Source organism: Nocardia sp. NPDC050408, assembly GCF_044458905.1.
GTDB lineage: Bacteria > Actinomycetota > Actinomycetes > Mycobacteriales > Mycobacteriaceae > Nocardia.
In genome coordinates this window covers 42057-59553 of the sequence record NZ_JBITIL010000026.1, presented here as the reverse complement: position 1 = coordinate 59553, position 17497 = coordinate 42057, and the positions used below count along the sequence as shown (strand labels likewise).

At 63.3% G+C, this 17497-nt stretch carries 15 protein-coding genes and 1 tRNA gene; 7 read left to right on the top strand and 9 right to left on the bottom strand.

Features of this window, described 5'->3' with window-relative positions:
• Positions 1–167: 167 nt before the first annotated feature.
• Positions 168–1370 (top strand): cysteine desulfurase-like protein, encoded by a 1203-nt coding sequence (locus ACIBJI_RS38880; RefSeq protein ID WP_364357051.1) that lies wholly within the window; start codon positions 168–170, stop codon positions 1368–1370.
• A gap of 19 nt (positions 1371–1389) precedes the next feature.
• On the opposite strand, the gene ACIBJI_RS38875 is transcribed toward ACIBJI_RS38880, so the two are convergent.
• Both ACIBJI_RS38875 and ACIBJI_RS38870 read right to left on the bottom strand, forming a co-directional pair.
• A complete protein-coding gene (locus tag ACIBJI_RS38875; protein ID WP_364357048.1) occupies positions 1390–1740 on the bottom strand; it encodes a hypothetical protein in 351 nt (116 codons plus the stop codon).
• Positions 1741–1921: 181 nt separating this feature from the next.
• Entirely contained in the window at positions 1922–2911 is a 990-nt protein-coding gene (locus tag ACIBJI_RS38870) for an NAD(P)H-quinone oxidoreductase (RefSeq protein ID WP_364357045.1), read from the bottom strand.
• A 286-nt stretch (positions 2912–3197) separates the two neighbouring features.
• Here ACIBJI_RS38870 and ACIBJI_RS38865 point away from each other — a divergent pair, with 286 nt between their 5' ends.
• From ACIBJI_RS38865 to ACIBJI_RS38855, 3 genes are all read left to right on the top strand, one after another.
• Positions 3198–4373, top strand: a complete 1176-nt coding sequence (locus tag ACIBJI_RS38865; RefSeq protein WP_396960074.1) for a lactate 2-monooxygenase — start codon at positions 3198–3200, stop codon at positions 4371–4373.
• Between the two features lie 104 nt (positions 4374–4477).
• Entirely contained in the window at positions 4478–4975 is a 498-nt protein-coding gene (locus tag ACIBJI_RS38860; protein ID WP_396960076.1) for a MarR family winged helix-turn-helix transcriptional regulator, read from the top strand.
• Between the two features lie 44 nt (positions 4976–5019).
• Positions 5020–5104, top strand: a tRNA-Ser gene (locus ACIBJI_RS38855).
• Between the two features lie 30 nt (positions 5105–5134).
• Here the strand turns inward: ACIBJI_RS38855 and ACIBJI_RS38850 are convergent.
• The 4 genes from ACIBJI_RS38850 to ACIBJI_RS38835 form a co-directional block, all read right to left on the bottom strand.
• Entirely contained in the window at positions 5135–6187 is a 1053-nt protein-coding gene (locus tag ACIBJI_RS38850) for a hypothetical protein (RefSeq protein WP_364357039.1), read from the bottom strand.
• A 463-nt stretch (positions 6188–6650) separates the two neighbouring features.
• The gene (locus ACIBJI_RS38845) at positions 6651–8138 is read right to left on the bottom strand and encodes an FAD-binding oxidoreductase (protein ID WP_397088054.1); all 1488 of its coding nucleotides are present in this window, start codon (positions 8136–8138) and stop codon (positions 6651–6653) included.
• 854 nt (positions 8139–8992) lie between these two features.
• The gene (locus tag ACIBJI_RS38840; RefSeq protein WP_364357033.1) at positions 8993–9361 is read right to left on the bottom strand and encodes an ACT domain-containing protein; all 369 of its coding nucleotides are present in this window, start codon (positions 9359–9361) and stop codon (positions 8993–8995) included.
• Between the two features lie 717 nt (positions 9362–10078).
• Positions 10079–10606, bottom strand: coding sequence for a Pycsar system effector family protein (locus ACIBJI_RS38835; RefSeq protein WP_396960084.1), 528 nt, complete (start codon positions 10604–10606; stop codon positions 10079–10081).
• A gap of 854 nt (positions 10607–11460) precedes the next feature.
• Between ACIBJI_RS38835 and ACIBJI_RS38830 the strand changes: the two genes are divergently transcribed.
• Positions 11461–12297: a hypothetical protein gene (locus ACIBJI_RS38830; protein ID WP_397088052.1), complete on the top strand. Its 837-nt coding sequence runs from the start codon at positions 11461–11463 to the stop codon at positions 12295–12297.
• A 159-nt stretch (positions 12298–12456) separates the two neighbouring features.
• Complete coding sequence (locus ACIBJI_RS38825; RefSeq protein ID WP_397088050.1) at positions 12457–12978, top strand: hypothetical protein; 522 nt, start codon at positions 12457–12459, stop codon at positions 12976–12978.
• 341 nt (positions 12979–13319) lie between these two features.
• Here ACIBJI_RS38825 and ACIBJI_RS38820 read toward each other — a convergent pair whose 3' ends face one another.
• The 3 genes from ACIBJI_RS38820 to ACIBJI_RS38810 all read right to left on the bottom strand — a co-directional run bounded on the left by ACIBJI_RS38820 (position 13320) and on the right by ACIBJI_RS38810 (position 15720).
• A complete protein-coding gene (locus ACIBJI_RS38820) occupies positions 13320–14477 on the bottom strand; it encodes a hypothetical protein (RefSeq protein WP_396960090.1) in 1158 nt (385 codons plus the stop codon).
• Positions 14478–14523: 46 nt separating this feature from the next.
• Positions 14524–14994 carry a hypothetical protein gene (locus ACIBJI_RS38815; RefSeq protein WP_397088048.1) on the bottom strand — a complete coding sequence of 157 codons (471 nt, stop codon included), beginning with the start codon at positions 14992–14994 and terminating at the stop codon, positions 14524–14526.
• A gap of 402 nt (positions 14995–15396) precedes the next feature.
• The gene (locus ACIBJI_RS38810) at positions 15397–15720 is read right to left on the bottom strand and encodes a hypothetical protein (RefSeq protein WP_397088046.1); all 324 of its coding nucleotides are present in this window, start codon (positions 15718–15720) and stop codon (positions 15397–15399) included.
• A gap of 434 nt (positions 15721–16154) precedes the next feature.
• Here ACIBJI_RS38810 and ACIBJI_RS38805 point away from each other — a divergent pair, with 434 nt between their 5' ends.
• Entirely contained in the window at positions 16155–17282 is a 1128-nt protein-coding gene (locus tag ACIBJI_RS38805; RefSeq protein ID WP_396960096.1) for a helix-turn-helix domain-containing protein, read from the top strand.
• The last annotated feature ends 215 nt before the right edge of the window (positions 17283–17497 follow it).

Below are 17497 nucleotides of genomic sequence, written 5' to 3'. Positions count from 1 at the left end.
CGGGTCGGTGCAGCGGCGCGGAGGTGGCGTCTATTCTGTTCGGGTCGTGTGGTTCGGATTTGTTGAAAGTCGGTTGCCATGCTGAGTCCCAGTTCACTGCACCCCCGCCCGCCGGTGAGGGGGAACGCGGTTACCCAGGCTCGCCCGCTGCCCTTAGAGTGGCCAACATGACTTACGACGTCGCGAGGGTTCGGGGCCTGATACCGTCCCTGGGCGACGGTTGGATCCATCTCGACCCGCAGGGCGGAATGCTGGTCCCGGATTCGGTATCTCGTGCCGTATCAACAGGTTTCCGAACCTCTTCGTTTTCCCATATCGGCCGCAACGGTGCCGCCGTTCGCAGTGCCGCGATTCTGGATGCGGCGCGCGAGGCCGTCGCGGATCTCGTCGGCGGTGATCCGGCGGGCGTCGTGCTCGGACCGGACCGTGCGGTTTTGTTGGCCTGGTTGGCGGAGTCGCTGAGTTCGCGACTCGGCCTCGGCACCGGGATAGTGCTTTCGCGATTGGATGATGAGGCGAATGTCGCGCCGTGGTTGCGGATCGCGAATCGCTACGGTGCGCATGTGCGCTGGGCCGAGGTCGAGATCGAGACCTGTGAAATGCCGTCGTGGCAGTTCGAGGAATTGATCGGCCCGACCGCCCGGCTGGTCGCGCTGACCGCCGCATCGCCGATCGTCGGTTCGGCCCCCGGAGTGCGCATCGCGGCGGATCGGGTACACGAGGTGGGCGGTCTGCTCGTCGCCGATTGCTTCGGCGCCGCGCCCTATGCCCTCATCGATATCGACGAACTCAATGCCGATGTGGTCGCGTTGAGCGCCCCCGCCTGGGGTGGTCCGCAGATCGGCGCGCTGGTCTTCCGCGATCCGGCCTTCCTGGATCGTATTCCGTCGATGTCGTTGAACCCCTATGCCAAAGGCGCCGAACGTCTCGAGGTCGGCGGCCACCAATACGCACTGCTCGCTGGATTGACGACCTCCATCGACTTCCTCGCGGGTCTCGACGAGCGTGCCCGCGGCACCCGCCGCGAGCGCCTGGAAATCTCGATCACCTCGCTGCAGGACTACCACGACCAGCTCTTCGAGCACCTGATGGACGTGCTCGACAAAATCTCCAACCTCACCGTCATAGGCCGCGCCTCCACCCGCATCCCCACCGTCAGCTTCACCATGGCGGGTATGCAAGCCGAAAAGGTAGCCGCGAAACTCGCCGACGCCCGCATCGGCACCCTCAGCGGCGTCCACGGCGGCAGCCGGCTGTTGGACGCCCTCGGCGTCAACGACGAAGGCGGCGCCGTCACGGTCGGCTTGGCCCCGTACACAACGAAATTCGAGATCGATCAGTTGGGTCGGGCGCTGGCCGCGCTGGAGTGAGCGCGGACGGTACCGCTGGTCAATATCGCTTCGGCTGCCCCCACTGATTGCTCGGTCGCTCCGGCATCGTGTCGCCGCCCTCGCGTGGCGCGACCGCGTCGGCCGACGCGATGAAGTCCAGATAGATCCACTGCCCATTGGTCTCGACCGGCACCTCGATACTGGCCACCCAACGCCCGTCCACGAGTCGATGCCACGCCCGCTGCCTGGCCGCCATCCGCCCGGACAAGACCAGACCGTACTTCTTCACCCGCGCCGATACCTCGCGTGTCGGCGATCCATCCGGCGGAAGCACACGATCGATGTCGACGTAGATCGGCAGGAGCGGTGAATATGGCCGCCAGACGTCTCGATGTCGATTATCGAACATACATTCGAGTATGACATCGATGATGCGTCACGCAATAACCTGGCGCCGCCGCCGACATCTCCGCGCCCGCCAACGGTGGAAAACCCCCGGAGGCCCCGCTGGTTCGGAGCCTTGCATCTGAGTAAGGATCAGAAGGTTAGAGGTTCGAATCCCTTTGGGTGCAGTGAGCCAGTAGCTCGCGTCAGGCGTCCCGAACGCTCAGGACTACCTTGCCGAAGGTTTCGGACGAGTCCAAGAGGCGGTGAGCCTCGGCGGCTTCGGTGATGGGGAGTTCGGCGTGGATTACCGGGGCGATGGTGCCGTCGGCGATCAGCGGCCAGACGTGATGGCGAAGTTCGGCGATGACGGTGGCTTTGCTGTTGGGGCCGGTGGCGGGGCGGTTGCGGACGTTGTTGGCGTGGATGGTTCCCCATTTCGACAGCAGCGCACCGAGATTCAGTTCGGCGGTGACGCCGCCCTGCATGCCGATCACCACGAGGCGGCCGTGTGGTGCCAGCGCCTCGACGTTTCGTGAGAGGTAGGCGGCGCCCATGATGTCGAGGATGATGTCGGCGCCGGGAGCCTCGGCGCGGATCGCGGCAACGAAATCGTCCTCGCGGTAGTTGATCAGCAGGTTCGCGCCCAACTCGCGGCACCGCTTCAGTTTCTCGGCCGAGCCCGCGGTCACCGCTACCCGCGCGCCGCGGCTGACCGCGACTTGGATGGCGTGCGTACCGATTCCGCTGCCGCCGCCGTGAATCAACACCAACTGCCCCGCGTCCAGCCCGGCGGTCATCGCGAGATTCGACCACACCGTCGCAGCCGCCTCGGGCAGTGCGGCCGCCGCACCCAGGTCGAGCCCGTCGGGCACCGGCAGCACCTGCGTCGCGGCAACCACAACCTTCTCCGCATACCCGCCACCGGACAGCAGCGCGCACACCCGATCGCCGACGTGCCAGTCCCGCACCCCATCACCGACTTCGGCGATGACCCCCGAACACTCCAACCCCATGACCTCACTGGCCCCGGGCGGCGGTGGATAGAACCCGCGCCGCTGCAACAGATCCGCGCGATTCACCCCGGCCGCGGCAACCTCGATCAGCACCTCCCCATGCCCAGGCACCGGATCCGCCGCCTCGCCCCACTCCATCACCTCGGGCCCCCCGAACCCGTTCAGCTTGATAGCGCGCATCACCCCATCGTGCCCCACCCCCGACCGGCCCGCTGCTCACCCCTGCACACCCGGGGTAGAGCCTGTTGCCGAATCAGCGCGGATTTCGGTCGTGCCACAGGTCACCTGCCTGGATGGACTGCTGCCACGTGATCATGCTCCGCTGGTAGGTGATTTGGTCCCAGCAGCGACGTCACGGCTCGGTACTGGATGCGGCTCACACATGGAGTGCGGCGTCCACGTCCTCGGGCGGGGAAATATCGTGAGCTGCCTGCGGGCATGAGGGCGTGGGACTAGCGTTCCCGGCGTGAGCAGCTTTGTCGACTTCCAGAATGAGATCTACGCGGGTGGACTGGGGGGCGTGGTGCCCGAATTGCCGTTGACGGCTGCGGGTTTGGAAGAGCGGGCGCGCGAAGTGCTGAGCAAGGAAGCCTTCGCTTATGTGGCGGGGAGTGCGTCGAGCGAGCGGACGGCGGCGGCCAATCGGTCCGCATTCGACCGGTACCGGATTGTGCCGCGGATGCTGCGCGGCACCTCGGGACCGGGGGCGCGCGATCTGTCGGTGGAGGTGCTCGGGACGCGACTGGCCGCGCCGGTGCTGACCGCGCCCGTCGGGGTGCTGGAGTTGCTGCACGAGGGTGGTGAGGTGATCGTCGCGGAGGTTACGAAGGAACTCGGTGTCGGGACCGTGCTCTCGACGGCGGCCTCCTCCACCATCGAGGATGTCGGCGCGGCGGCCGGTAGCTGGTGGTATCAGCTGTACTGGCCCGCCGATAACGAGCTGGCCAGATCCTTCGTCGAGCGCGCGGAGCGGGCGGGTGCGTCGGCGATCCTCGTAACCGTCGACACCCCGGGTCTCGGTTGGCGACCCCGCGATCTCGAGCTCGCACATCTGCCGTTCCTGCACGGCAAGGGCATCGCCAACTATCTATCGGATCCGGTCTTCCGCGCGAAGCTTTCCGCGCCACCGGAACAGAGCGAGGATGCGATGCGAGCCGCGATCCTCACCTGGAGTGGCCTATTCGGCAACCACGCCCTGCGCCCCGCCGACCTCGCGCACCTGCGGGAGTGGACCGATCTGCCGATCGCGGTCAAGGGCGTCCTGCATCCTGACGACGCCCGCCAAGTCGTCGACGCTGGTGCGGACGCGGTGGTCGTCAGCAACCACGGCGGCCGCCAGGTAGATGGCGCCATCGCCGCACTCGATGCCCTCCCCTCCGTGGTCGCCAGCATCGGCGACCGCGCGGACGTCCTGTTCGACTCCGGGATCCGCACCGGCTCGGACATACTCACTGCGCTGGCACTCGGCGCGAAGGCGGTGCTCTACGGTCGCCCATGGGCATACGGTCTCGGCATCGCAGGCCGAGCGGGGGTGCGCCACGCGCTGCGCGTTCTGCTCGCCGACTTCGACTCCGTCATGGGCCTGTCCGGATGCGCGAACCCGGCCGAGCTCGACCGTTCAATGATCGCGACAATCCGCTGAACCGCCCGACCCACATGCCCTGGTTCAGGGCATGATTAGTCGTGTGTCCAGGTCTTTCGCCGGACCGCTGGGTTATGCGTTTGCGCAGTTCAGGCGCGCTTAGAATGGAGCATGTGCAACCAGAACCGAGCAGCTACGCGCCCGCCGAGCCGAGGTGGCTCTCGCCGTCGCAGCAGCGTGCCTGGCGGGCCTATATGGACGGTAATCAGCGCTTGGCGACGGCACTCAACCGTCAACTGCAACGCGACTCCGATCTCACCCTCGCCGAATACCGGATCCTGGTCCTGCTCTCGGAGGCCCCTGACCGTTCGTTGCGCATGAGCGAGCTGGCCGACGGCGTGCTGTCCTCACGCAGTCGACTCACCCATCAGATCCGCCGCTTGGAAACCCAGCGGATGGTCCGCCGCAACACCTGCGTCGAGGACGGCCGCGGTGTACTCGCCGAACTCACCGATGAAGGTATGCGTCGGCTGGAGGCCGCCGCACCCGGTCACGTGGAGGCGGTCCGACGCAACTTCATCGACCTACTGGGTCCCGAACAACTCGACGTCGTCGGCGAGGTCTTCGCCCGCGTCGACAACGAGGTAGGCAACTCCGACTGACCCCTCGGCGGACGACGTACGGCGACGGGTACTCTCGTGGGCCTGGAGACGTGGCAGAGCGGCCGAATGCACTCGCCTTGAAAGCGAGCGTCGCGAGAGCGACCGGGGGTTCAAATCCCTCCGTCTCCGCAACACTTTTCGCCGAACCGTCCCTCGCGATCAACCGGTCGCCGTGACCATCAATTCGGTCAGCAATCGCAGTGCGTGGTCCATCTCCGCTTCGGTCATCCGAGCCATACCGCACGATGTGCTCAGCCCGCCGAATGGACGAGGGTAATACTTCCTCGCCTGCGTCAAGGCCGAGCGGATATGGTCCGCACTCGCCTGCTCGTGCACGATGCCGGCGTAGATGGTCGCGTCGGTGGTCAGCTGCTCCAACGGCTGATAGATATCGGGATTGTCCACGTCGGCGAACGGCAGTACGTCGGCCGCCGCCAGCGGAATATGAATACCCTGCAGCGTCCGGCCCTCGGGCCATGCCGCCACAATGGCATTGACCAAAAGCACAACCGGCTCGAATCCGTTGATCTGCTTCAGCCACGTGCTGTGCTCCCAGTCGCCCCGACACAGATGGATCGTGACACGGGCGCCGTCGGGCATGCGGCGCACGAATGCGGCCAGATCCGACGCCAGCTCAACAGCTTTCGCGGCCCGCTCTTGCGCCGACTCGATCACTTCGATCGTCAACATGCGCCCGGGGCTCTCGAGTTGGAACACCACGTCACCGTCGAACAGCCGATGAATAGCGAAGATCTCCTCCAGCGCCGGTTTCCGGAACGACTCGTAATGCTGCTCGAGTCCGGCCTCACCCAGGGCGAAGTACGCATGATCGTACGGATCGACAATGCACGCCTGATAGCTCTTGCTGCTGCCGCGTTCGGCGATCATGCGCTCCAGAATCGGCTTGGCCGCCTCGGCTTGGTCGAAATACCCGAGCAACACTGGCGGAATCTCGAGCTCGCGCTCGCCGGTGTACTCGTAACCAGGCATCCCCGGATAGGCCAACTCGATGTTTCCGTCCTTCACCTTCCGCATTCCAGGAAGCGCGAAGGTACTGCGCAGCCTCGGCATGATCCAACCGGGAAAGGCCGTGTCACCCTCCGGAAACGATGGCAGGTACTCCCACATCGTGCCGAATTTCTCCATCGCGATCTGTCGTGTCGGCGCGTTGGCGCTTCCGACCAGGTATGTCACGGGAAGTGAAAGAGCCATCGAGTGTCCTCTCCGTACGGATGTGCCGGGACTATAGCGCCCAAGACCTCCGCCCGACTCTCACTACGCGGCATCGATCCGAATCGGATACTGCACGAAATCACCTTTCTCACAGGCAAATTCACCGAATTGACGTCGATGCTCGACCTGCCCCGATCGCCCTCCCGCTACTGGGAACTCGATGTTGGGCGCGGCCAGCCGTCACTCCAGACGTCCTGCCGACAATCGCGTTTGGCCCGCACAGCAGAGCCGTGACCATTGAGCGGGTCGGGTCCGCCTGTGGAAGTGCTCACGAATTGGGCTGTGTCAGGCCAGAATTGACCGATGACTGAGCTCGCGTTGACGGCGGAACGGGGTGGGGGTGGCGTGGTCAGCAAGGGGCCAGAGGCTGGTGATGACGTGCCGGAACCTGCTGGGCCGCCGACGGCCGCCCGGGGGTTGCGGAGCAGCGACGAACTGTCGATCAGTGTGACGCGGGCGGGATGCTCTGCTCGTACTGGAAGACGTTGTGGGGGTCGTACTTCGCCTTGATCCTGCGCAGCCGCTCGAAGCGCTGGCTCCCCCAGTAGGCGGTCTGCCACTCTTGCATTCCGACGTTCGGCACGTTGACGTAGGCGCCGTCCGCGTAGGGCCGAAGCGCCTGGCTGAACTCAGCGGTCCATGCCTGGGCCTGCGAGGTCAGCGGGTCGCCGACGCCTGGTTGTGTTGACCGAGTCCCCCAGGCCGCGCCGATCTCGCCGTAGAAAAGCGCGTCGCGATGCGCGAACGCCGTGCCGCCGGGGGGCTCCCTCTTGATCGCCCCGCCGAAGGCATCGACGAAGTAGTTGCTCTCCTCTGTGGGAGCGTTTCGCATGAAGTCGCCGATGATGTCGATCGCCTTCTTCGGGAACCGCTCTTTGACGAACTCCGAGAAGAACTTCCAGTTCGCGGGCTCTTGCGCGAGCGGGACCTGGGCTCCCGCAAAGAAGTCGCCCCAGTTACCGACCTGCACCGTGACATCGGGTCTGCCGACCGACAGGATCGGAGCCAGCATCTCTGTGGCCTGTGCCGCTGCCCCGTCCACAAGCCACGCGGACAGCAGGATCTGGGACTTGTGGATCTCGAGCTCCGATCCCAGACGGCTGTCGGCGGACGGTACCGTACGCTGCCACGCTTCGAAGACCCCGTACAGGTCCCCGAGTCCATCCCATGTCGCCTGCACGTAGGCGAGATGCTCGAGCGGATACACCTTATAGGTGAGTTGTGTGACGATCCCGAAGTTGCCGTTTCCGGCCCCGCGAAGCGCCCAGAGCAGGTCCGAGTGGTGCTGCAAGTCCGCGTTGATCACCTCGGCGCAGTCGTGACCCGACGGGACGACGACCTCGGCCGCCATCAGGCTGTCGCAGGCCATGCCGAGCCAGCGGTTGAGGGGCCCGAGGCCACCGCCGAGCGTCGCACCACACAAGCTCACGCTGCCCTCGCTCCCGGTTGTGACCGCAAAGTTCTGCTTCGCGAGCGTCGTCACCGCTTCCAATTGGTTCAGCCCGGCACCGACCGTCGCGATACGAGCGTCAGGGTCGATCTGGACCGACTTCAGCTGGCTGACGTCGATCACGATGCCGTTGTCGAGGTTCGACCAGCCTTCGAGGGCGTGGCGGCCGCTGCGCACCCGCAGCGCGATGTTGTGCTGCCGCGCCCACGTCAGGGCGTTCACCACGTCCTGGGTTTCCTGTGCGAAGGCGATGACCAGCGGATAGTGAGAAAAGAGCTGGTCCCAGCCGAGTCGCGCATCCGTGTACGACGCGTCACCCGGGCGGACGATGTGGCCGGTCAGCGTCGCGGCCACACTTCCAGGGGCGCTCGCGTCCGCAATATTCGGCGTGTCCGCGGCCGTAAGGCCCGAGACAACGACTGCTCCGACGCCAGCGGCCGCCGACGTCCTGAGCAGGTCACGGCGAGAAAGATCGCTCAAGGTTGAGATCCTCTCAATCGGTCTACGCCAGTACCGGCTGCCAAGGGAACTCTTATCCGCTGGCCGCCGGGCAGTCCCTTGTGGTCGACCCCGCACGGTAACGGGATGACGTGGTGGTGTGTCCCGACACGCCAACCGAGAACGATGACGACAGCCTGAAGGAGTAATGGACTGAGCACACGCTCTACGCAGCGGGGTTTGACGGCTTTCACGATCGCCGAGTGCATACCGTCGGCCACCGAATGGGTCGGGATGATCTCGACATCACCAAATCCCGCCGCCTCCAGGTGGTTTCGATACTCGGTGAACGACAGGGCTGTCGCGGTGCCGTCGAGCCGTGCGCCGTTATTGCAGTTCCTGATCAGTACCGGCCGTCACCACGAATACGAGTCGCTGGCAGAGGCTCGGCTCCTATTGATGCTGGGCATCGCTGGAGAACTGACCGAGGTGCTGGCTCAACCGCCGAGGTTGCGCTACCTCACGGACGAGGGCGCGGCGAACCATACGCCGGAGTTCTCGGCCTGCACCGAGTCCGGGGATTGGCTGCGCAACGGCGAGTCGCCCCAATCTTCGAGCGCGCGCTTGCCCGCGGCCGTGATGCGGTATCGCTTGGTGTCGCGCGGGCACCGTCCCGGCACGACGGTGTCTCGCAACCGCCTGCAGACTCGAGTGCCGCGAGTTCGCCGTAGACCTGCGAGTGGCTGGTCGACCACATGTACCCGATCGGCACGTTCATGCGTCGCGTGACGTCATAGCCGGTCATCGGCTTTCGAGCGAGCAGCACGCCGGAGGCCGCTGACGCTACCGCCGAGAACTCCTGCACTAGACAGCAGCGGGCACCGCATTCGGAGTCTTCAGCCGATCACCCGGTGCCCGGCCCTGCGCAGCAGCTCAGACGCCTCGTCCACCCGATCAACGGGGATCAGCACGATGTCGCCGTCGAAGCTGGCCGCGACCCAGACAGGCACATTGCCGGCTGCGAGCGGCGCCACGATCGCAGCCAACATGCCGGTCGCGTCCGGCGGGTGCGCCTCGTCGCCATTCCACAGCGCCACCCAAGCGTCGTCGGCCGCGTCCTGGCGTCGCATGCAAGCTCCGCCGTCAGGGCCGCGCACGACCGCGAGCACCTCGCCATCATGGGCGACCTCGACGTCCGATACCGCGCGCTCCAGCACGTATCGACCCTCCAGCATCCGCAACGTCTGATGATCAGCGACCGACACCAGCGCATCGTCGCACACCGATCGCGTCTGATGTCCAGCGTTATGGACAGTTCGTAAGGAATCACAAACGGGAACGCCACAGACCACCGCGGCCCGGCGATGCACGCATCCCGCAAGACCCGTCCGGTGAATCGTCCGGGAAGCGACGTCGGCCGGAGCAGGAGCCGGCGCCATCGCGACCGCGAAATCGTTTACAGCTACTTGCGGACCGGCGCTGCCTCGGACTGGCCAATCTGTTGGCTCTACGTGCGAGGGCTTCCTATCACCATCTTCGGCCCAATCGAACTCGGGCGGCGGCGGTCCCCATTGCCGCGGATTGGTGAAAACAACTCGGCAGGCACCGAAATGGCCGCGAACCAGTTGGGGCATTCTCGTGAGGGCGTCACGGAGCGGCATTACATCGTCTCGCCGGAGTAGGCACCGGACTCATCGGCCGTGCTGGAGCTGGGACTAGGAACGGCCAGGTGACGAATTTTTGGTGTTTCTTTGGTGGTGGTCCGATATTACGGATTGACCCGACCTCGAAAAGGTCTCGACCTGGTAAATATGGTGCGCCCGAAGGGATTCGAACCCCTGACCTTCTGATCCGTAGTCAGATGCGTCGGGCCGAAGCAGCGTGATGCTCAGCGGTTTTCGTCCGTCTTCGGCGGTGGAGATGTCGCCGGTGTCGTCGCCGTTGTCGTCAGACCTGTCGTTTGCTCCGGAGGGCAGAACCCCCTAACTGGTTAAGAAGCTGAGCACAAGAAAGACCATCGCGGCGGCGGCGGACCACAGCGAGAATTGGATGTACGTGTGTTTTTTCCAGGCGATTTCGCTGACCCGGTGCAACTGCTCTGCCAGGGCGGGAAGAACCTGCTTGCTTTTGAGAATCTTCTCTACAGCCGGAGGATCGCTGTATTTGCGAAGGTTACCGAAATAGATGAAGTTCTCCTCAGTTGGTATGGACCGCAGCTTGGGAATTACGACGGAGACTGCGAACGCAGCCGAGGCCGCCAGCAGCACCAATCCGACGAAATACCAGATACGCGAAAATCCGCCCAGCCCGGCGAAGATACCGCCGTCTTTCGACACAGCAAGGACACCACCGAGCGCAGCGAAATCGAGGGTTAGCGTGATAGACGCCTTGAGGTCGACCTTGCCCATCCAGTCCATGATTGCAGTGTGGATCCGCCATGCCGTTTCCACCGGATCCGCATCGCGGTCGGTTTGAGGTGCAGCACCCAGCGGGTTCAAGTCGTCAGCCATGAGACCGTCTCCTTCTTTGATCGGTGGAGAGTCGTTACAGGTGCGCCCTTGTTGCCCAGCGATAGCTAGAAGCTATGTTCCTCTCGTGGCCAGGCGTGCGCAGGCGATTAGCCACCTCGGCCTCTTGACCAGCCTCTTGCCTCATTTCCGTGTCGAAAACCGCGATCACCACCGGCTTTCGCATGTCTGGGGACTTCCCATCCCCTGCTTCCTCATACTGGCCATCCCTGGGCTGAGGGAGGACGTGTCAAGGGCGTTCTTTCCCTTGACTCGGCCGAGTGAGGTCAGACAATTGGGCCATGAGGAGGCAGGGGTTTACGGCAACCGCGTGCTTCCACCTCGCGAAGGTGCCGAGCCGATTTACAGGGTGTCGTTGAATGACCGGACCACAGCCAGTCACCCCGTCAGGTGCTGGTCGATTTCGTGGGCGGGTTGCGGGAGAGCAAGTCGGGGACGGCTAGCGTCGTGCCCAGCACTGCCTGGTGAACGAAAATGCGGCCAGAGTCGAACAGTCCGCGTGCTACCACGTCGTCAAAGCGGATGCCAGAACACGCAAACAGGGCCAGAATGCGCCCCGGCGGCCGGTGTGCCGCCGACGCGCCGCGGTGACCGCCGTTCAGGGAACCGCGCTGCGCGTCGCAGCGCCGCCGGGGCGCCCTTGATCCTGTATGGCGGAATTCGGCAATGACTTTGGTGCTTTGGTGTACGTGCAGCGCATCGTGCGTGAGGCGCGAACGGAAGCTCCCTGGGTACGGGCGTGGTAGACCGAGGCGACCCGGAGCATGAACGTCCCAACGGTCGTGGGATCGGCGGAAGTGTTCGCCAATTGGGCTGTGTCAGGCCAGAATCGAGGGATGACGGAGCTGGCGCTGACCACGGATCGTCGTGATGAACTGGCTGCGTTGCTTGGGGATGAGGGGAAGCTTCGGGCTGAGTATCCGAAGGTGGCGGAGTACTTGGATACGGCGCCGATGTTGGCGGGGACGGGGGACGATCGGGCCGACGCCGCGTTCGATCTACGGTTCGTGCACTACATGACTGGTGGACGGTCGGTCAGTGCGAATCCGTACTGGGAGATCGTGGCGCCATCGGTGTTCGAGCATGAAGGCCGTCGTGTGGTGAACGGTGGTCGTGAGAAGGGCAGTGTGCGGCTGGGGTTCGCGCAGACGATCTTGCAGGCCGCGTACGCGTACGCCATCCCTTCTCCCGAGACGATCGAGTGGCTGACTCAATTTGCTGATGGCCGCAAGGTGGTCGAGCTGGGAGCCGGTCGCGGGTATTGGGCGGCGCAGATGACCAAGGTGGGAGTGGACGTCGACGCGTACGACTCTGAGCCACCGAACAAGACGGAGAATGTGTCGTTTTCAGGCGCAGCGGGGCAGTCGGACGTGTGGCACGCGGTCGGTGATCTCGCTGAGTTCGCTGCGCGTCCAAGCGGCGGCCCGAATGATGTGCTGTTCCTCTGCTGGCCGCCTGGCTGGGGTAACACGATGGCGTCTGATGCGCTTGCCGCGTTCGAAGCCAAAGGTGGCGAGCGGCTGGTCTACATCGGAGAGCCGAAAGGCGGAAAGACCGGTGATGAAGCGTTTTTCGATGGCCTCGCTATGCGCTGGGAGCTGAAATCCGAAGATCCGCAGTTCGTTTCGTGGTGGAATCTGGCGGACCGCGCACAGGGTTGGGTTCGTCGCTGATTCCGCCGACGGCTACATGAACCCGGGAGTTCATGCGCCACGCTGCTATTCACGGTGGACGTGGGCTCGGTAAAAATGAGGCGCGTCCTGGATTAACGGCACATTGGCATTGGGTGTTGCCGAGTGCCGAGTGCCGAGTCGGCGGCGCAGGATTGTGCGATGGCTGACTGGGGCACGTATTCGTCCTGGGGCGCTGCGGGCATCTCGGCTGGCGTGCTTGGGGTCTCAGTGTGGCGAGACTGGTGGCATCGTCCACTCGCGGACTGGTCGGTGAGTGGACGGATGGTCTCGGTATCTCAAATGCCTTCTGTGTCCGGGGCATTTCGACCGAACGATCCGTACTACGTGTTCGGGATGGCATCGGTCGTCAACTTCGGGGATGGGGATGCACATCGGGTTTCCGTCAACCTGCGTGATCGTCCGGGGGCCGATGTTCGTATTATCGGGGCGGCTTCATTGCTTCGGCCAGGAGAAAGGCTGGACGTCCACTTCGCTATCGAGGTGAGTGACTGGACGGCGAGTTTGAGCGAGATGTGGGTGACGTGGACACCACCCCCGATTCGTCGTCGACGTGTCCAGACGTCCCACGCGTTTCGCCTCAGCCTGCGTCTGGAACGCGACTCGGACGTGGACGAAGAGATCGAGAAGGTCCAGCGCAAGAAGAAAAAGAAGGCTGAGTGAACATGACAGCTTCGCGGCGACTGCGCAAATGATCTGCGCACAGTTCGACCACTGACAACAAGCAGCCGGTATTGAAGGGCCGTCCGGGGGCGAGGCCCTACTCACTGAACCCGGCTCAATTTCACTGAAAGATGTCGTTAACGTGTCGCTGGTCAATTGACCTTAGCCCTTGCCCGCCAGTGATTTTCGCGCAGTGAGGGACCGACGACGGCTCATCCACGCCCAGATTCGACCCCTAACCGGCCCTACCACCCCTCCCGCTACCGGACCGCTGACTTGCTCGTCCTGAATACGGATTCCCAGGGGGCAAGTTCAACGCTGGGGACTTTTGCGCTTCTGCGCTACCCGCCCCGGTATCGACTTTCTCGTTCCCGTTCGGCTTCGCGTTCGCGTTCCCTGGCAGCTTCTCGCGCTCGGTGCTCGTTATGGTCGCGTTCATGTTCGAGTGTTCTGGGTTTCTCTCCGGGCTGTATTCGGCCGACTTCCAACACGTGTATGACTTCGCGCGGAATACCTTCCCGTGTGGCACGTTCACGGACTTCGCGCACTTGTTCGCGTTGTTTCTCGACAACTTCCTGCTCCGCCCGCTCTGTGTCTTCACGTGCGAGGGTAGAACCGATGTTTCCGAGCTCATGCGTTACGTCTCGGCGTTTGTCTTCGTGGTTCTGTTCGATGAGTCGTTCCGTTTCTTGGGCGTGTTCGCGTCCTAGTCCGGCGTTTCGAACCATCTCCCGAGCCTTCGCGCGTTCTATTTCGCGGATATCCGCGAGGTCTTTGGTTAATCGCATGTGCGATTCCCGTAGCTTATCGATTTCTAGTGTCCGGCCTTTTTCACGTGGTTGGGCGATCTTCCGCGCCTCGGCCATGCGTTTGCGTAACTGCTCGCGTTTTTCGTTCAACTCTCGCGGGCCGACGCTACGCGCTAATTCCTTGTCGCGTTCTCGCTGCTCGCGCTCTTTCTCCTGAGCATGCTGCTCGCGTATCCGCTCGTCCCGTGCTTCTCGTGCAGCCTGTTGGCGTGCCTTATGCTGTTCCCGCAACTGGGCGATATCAAACAATTCTAGCTGCGGTGCTTCTCGTTCGAGCTGTCTGCCTAGTTCTATGGCCTTCAACCGCTCGGTCTTCGTGACTACTATGATTTGGAACCGTTCCGGAAATTCTCTCGCCAACTTTTCCAGGGGGTCCCGAATTTCTCTATCGAACCGTTCTCCAGCGACCGTCACCCATTGCCCCGACCATCCCTCTTCCCGAACTAGATAGATGTCTTTATCTACCTGTTCACGGCTCGTCTTGCCCGAGACCTGACCAGATTTATATTCGGTGAATCGTCTATCATCCTTGTCGACTACTCGTGACGAATCCATACGTCGATAGCCGTCCGGCGTCCAGACTTCCCGCTCGTGCCGCCAACCCTTCTCCGGTGTCTCGCCCCTTTGATGAGCCATTCCGTGATGGAAAAGTCTGGCATTTTCTCGGCGTTGGTCGTCGTAGTCGGACAAAGATCAACCCACCCCCGTATGTCGAGATTATCGAACAAACCTGAGGTCAGCCGAGCGCATGCCTCACATACGCGAGGTCATCGTGAGCGGCCCACTCCAATATTTCGATCACGAATGTTGTCTCGGCTTCGTTGCTGGGTTCCCGCACTGCCGGACCGAATCCCTGATACAGCCCACCAGAGGCGTGAGGATGGTTGTACCACTGCATACCGCGACGATGTACGTAGCATTCACCGATCCAACGGATGAATTGGTCTGCGATATCAGCCTTTTGAGGGTCCGTAACGGAATCCTCATTGGGGAAGAACTCGCCGAATACCGCTGCAACCCGATCTATTGCAGCGTCCGACCATATCGGCTGCGGCAGACCAGGAACCGTCTCGGTGGTGAATTTCTCCAGTTGTGCGTCCATCTGCCGGAACCATCGAACCCATTCCGGCGGTCCAGGTGGCGGTGTCTTGACCTGTGTCGGGTCGACCTCGCCGAAATCCAGACCGATCTGTCCGTCACTCCCCACGATGATCCCTCCGCTTCCGTCGCTGCTCGGCCTCGGCCAGTGTCTCACTTCACGCTGACAGGTCGCGGCGCTCACAACTGCCTTACCGTTCGACACGTGTGCTTGGTCGGAGCACCCCCGCGTCGATCAAAGTCCAGACGGCCTCGTGCTTTGCGCCGCATGAGTCGGCGTCGCAGTTGATGCGCTGACGGAATACGCGGCGCGCTTCATCGATGCTGTACGGATAGTCCGGTGCACGGTGGCACTGGTCGCGAGCGAGGCGAGCGAGTATTTCCGTGCTGGGGCGTTCCCCGTCGACGTGCACCGGGCGGTCGACAAGGTAGGGCAGTACGTAGAAGACCACGACGCCCAACGTCACAACCCCTGCGACGGCGGCGCATACAAGTCCGGTCGTCGACACAGCTAATCGACCTCCGTGCCGTCGATCGAGATCGGCTCGATGGTGATCACGGTGTGTTCGTCGAATTTGTGGCGGTCATCCGATGCGAAGGCGAATGTCCGGCCGATAAATCCGTGATCGTCAACAGGTGCCCAAGATCCGTCGTCGCGCTGCAACCACCCCGCCTGGCGATCGGTTCTGGCGTTGGTGTCGCGTAGCGCGAGGACGATTGCGCCGCTTGCACATTCAATATCGGCCGTGCAGTTGTGGCAAATGCCGGTGTCCGGCTCGGCGTCCTCGTAGGTGCAACGGGGGCAGAGCTTCGCTTTCGGCTCACTGAGCACCATTTGGCACCCCCGTGCGTGGTTCGTAGTCACCGGTGCCGGAGGACTCGACACCCCGGCACCGGGACGATTCGTTCGACGCTGGACCAGTTCCCCACTCCCGGACCGCTTCCGCGAAGAGTTCAACTTTTTCGGCCGGTGCTCCTGTGTACCTGCGGGGCGGCCCTACGAACGGGTCGCGTTGTTGAAGCTCGTTGTTCGGCATCTGCCGACCTCCGGTGCGTCGACTGCGGCTTAGGTGCGCTCGGTCCTGAATGGCGGCGTGCCGACTCGGGGCACAGGAATCGGCCGACATCGGGACGACGGGCGCAGTGCACGGCGTCGGGCTTCTTGATGAAACGTCGCTGACGTGCACTGAGTAGTAGTCTCGTGTGAGAAGGCTTGACACAGAACAAGTTCAGCGTCCACCAGCGTCCACAGATCGGTACCGCAGATCCATGGATAAGCCCGGCTCACTGCTTCGGCTGGCCCGCGAATCACAAGGCGTCAGCCTGTCGGCTGTCGCGGCCAAGACCCACTTCTCCAAGTCGATGCTTGGGATGTTGGAGAATGATCAGCGGGACGTGAAGCAGGAACACATCGTCGCGTACTCGCGGGCGTTGAACATCCCCATATCAGCTTTGATGGCACCGCCGGATGACCCGATCCGGCTGGCTCATGAGTGGCTGGTGTCCGACTCCGCTCCGGTCACTCATTCGGCGGTAGGGCACCGGGTTGGGCGTTCACTCGCGGACAGTGTTGAGCAGCGCGTTATTGACCTCCGCCATCTCGATGACACAGTCGGCGGCAAGGACCTATTTCCGCTCGTCGTCAAGGAACTCGAAGACCTCCGAACGGTCATCAACGAATGCAGCTACGCCGAGAACATCGGTCGTCGCCTCCTGACGGCGGCTGGCGAGCTTTCACAGCTCGTCGGATGGGTCGCGAGCGATGCCGGGTACTACGGGCGCGCCCAATACGCCTACCTGGACGGCGCGAAAGCGGCCAGTCAGGCTGGGGATCGTGTCCTCACCGGCCAACTGCTCTCGAGCTTGAGCTACCAGATCGCGAACGTCGGCCAGCCGGATGAGGCAGTCCTTCTCGCCCGGACTGCGGTCAAAGGGGCGCACGGGGCCACACCCGTGGTTGTCGCACTACTGACCGAGCGAGTGGCGTGGGCCGCAGCGCGCGCCCGTGACCGTGACGGGGCGATGCGCGCTCTAGATACTGTGGACGACACCTATGAGCGCCGGACAGCCGGTCTCGAAGAACCTGAATGGGTCTATTGGGTAGATCGGTCCGAAATCGATGTGATGGCAGGGCGATGCTTCGTGGAACTCGGCGATCCGTCGCGCGCCCGGCCTTTGCTGCATCAGGCGATCGACAACTATCCAAAGGATCGGGCACGAGAGGTTGCGCTCTATCAAACCTGGTTGGCGGAGTCGTATGCGCGGAACCGGGATTTCGACGCGGCACAGGAGACCATCAGGGCAGCTCGGAAGGCTGCGGACGCTATCCCTTCGGCGCGGTTGGAACGGCGGGTTGTTGAAGTTGAGCTGATCCTCAGCGGGCGCGGTAGCTGGTAGACCCCAACCGGCCCGGCGCTTGTGTTCCCCCCGGCTCAGTGGGAGGCGTGCAAGCACGATAAACCCGTCGATGATTTCTAATTCACGTCGGACGGCATCACCGAGGTCGAGGTATTGCTCGCGAGTAATGGGCTGACGCTGTGACCCATGCCAGTTGACGGTCAGCGATTTCCAAAGGCTGAGTGGTGCTGAATAAGAGCCCGCCCGATGGGAGC

Excerpts from the sequence above, each read along its gene's own strand:
- ACIBJI_RS38850 (WP_364357039.1), bottom strand. The coding sequence starts at position 6,187 with ATGGCTCTTTCACTTCCCGTGACATACCTGGTCGGAAGCGCCAACGCG.
- ACIBJI_RS38880 (WP_364357051.1), top strand. The coding sequence starts at position 168 with ATGACTTACGACGTCGCGAGGGTTCGGGGCCTGATACCGTCCCTGGGC.
- ACIBJI_RS38830 (WP_397088052.1), top strand. The coding sequence starts at position 11,461 with ATGACGGAGCTGGCGCTGACCACGGATCGTCGTGATGAACTGGCTGCG.
- ACIBJI_RS38870 (WP_364357045.1), bottom strand. The coding sequence starts at position 2,911 with ATGCGCGCTATCAAGCTGAACGGGTTCGGGGGGCCCGAGGTGATGGAG.
- ACIBJI_RS38875 (WP_364357048.1), bottom strand. The coding sequence starts at position 1,740 with ATGTTCGATAATCGACATCGAGACGTCTGGCGGCCATATTCACCGCTC.
- ACIBJI_RS38810 (WP_397088046.1), bottom strand. The coding sequence starts at position 15,720 with ATGGTGCTCAGTGAGCCGAAAGCGAAGCTCTGCCCCCGTTGCACCTAC.
- ACIBJI_RS38835 (WP_396960084.1), bottom strand. The coding sequence starts at position 10,606 with ATGGCTGACGACTTGAACCCGCTGGGTGCTGCACCTCAAACCGACCGC.
- ACIBJI_RS38805 (WP_396960096.1), top strand. The coding sequence starts at position 16,155 with ATGGATAAGCCCGGCTCACTGCTTCGGCTGGCCCGCGAATCACAAGGC.
- ACIBJI_RS38860 (WP_396960076.1), top strand. The coding sequence starts at position 4,478 with ATGGAGCATGTGCAACCAGAACCGAGCAGCTACGCGCCCGCCGAGCCG.
- ACIBJI_RS38825 (WP_397088050.1), top strand. The coding sequence starts at position 12,457 with ATGGCTGACTGGGGCACGTATTCGTCCTGGGGCGCTGCGGGCATCTCG.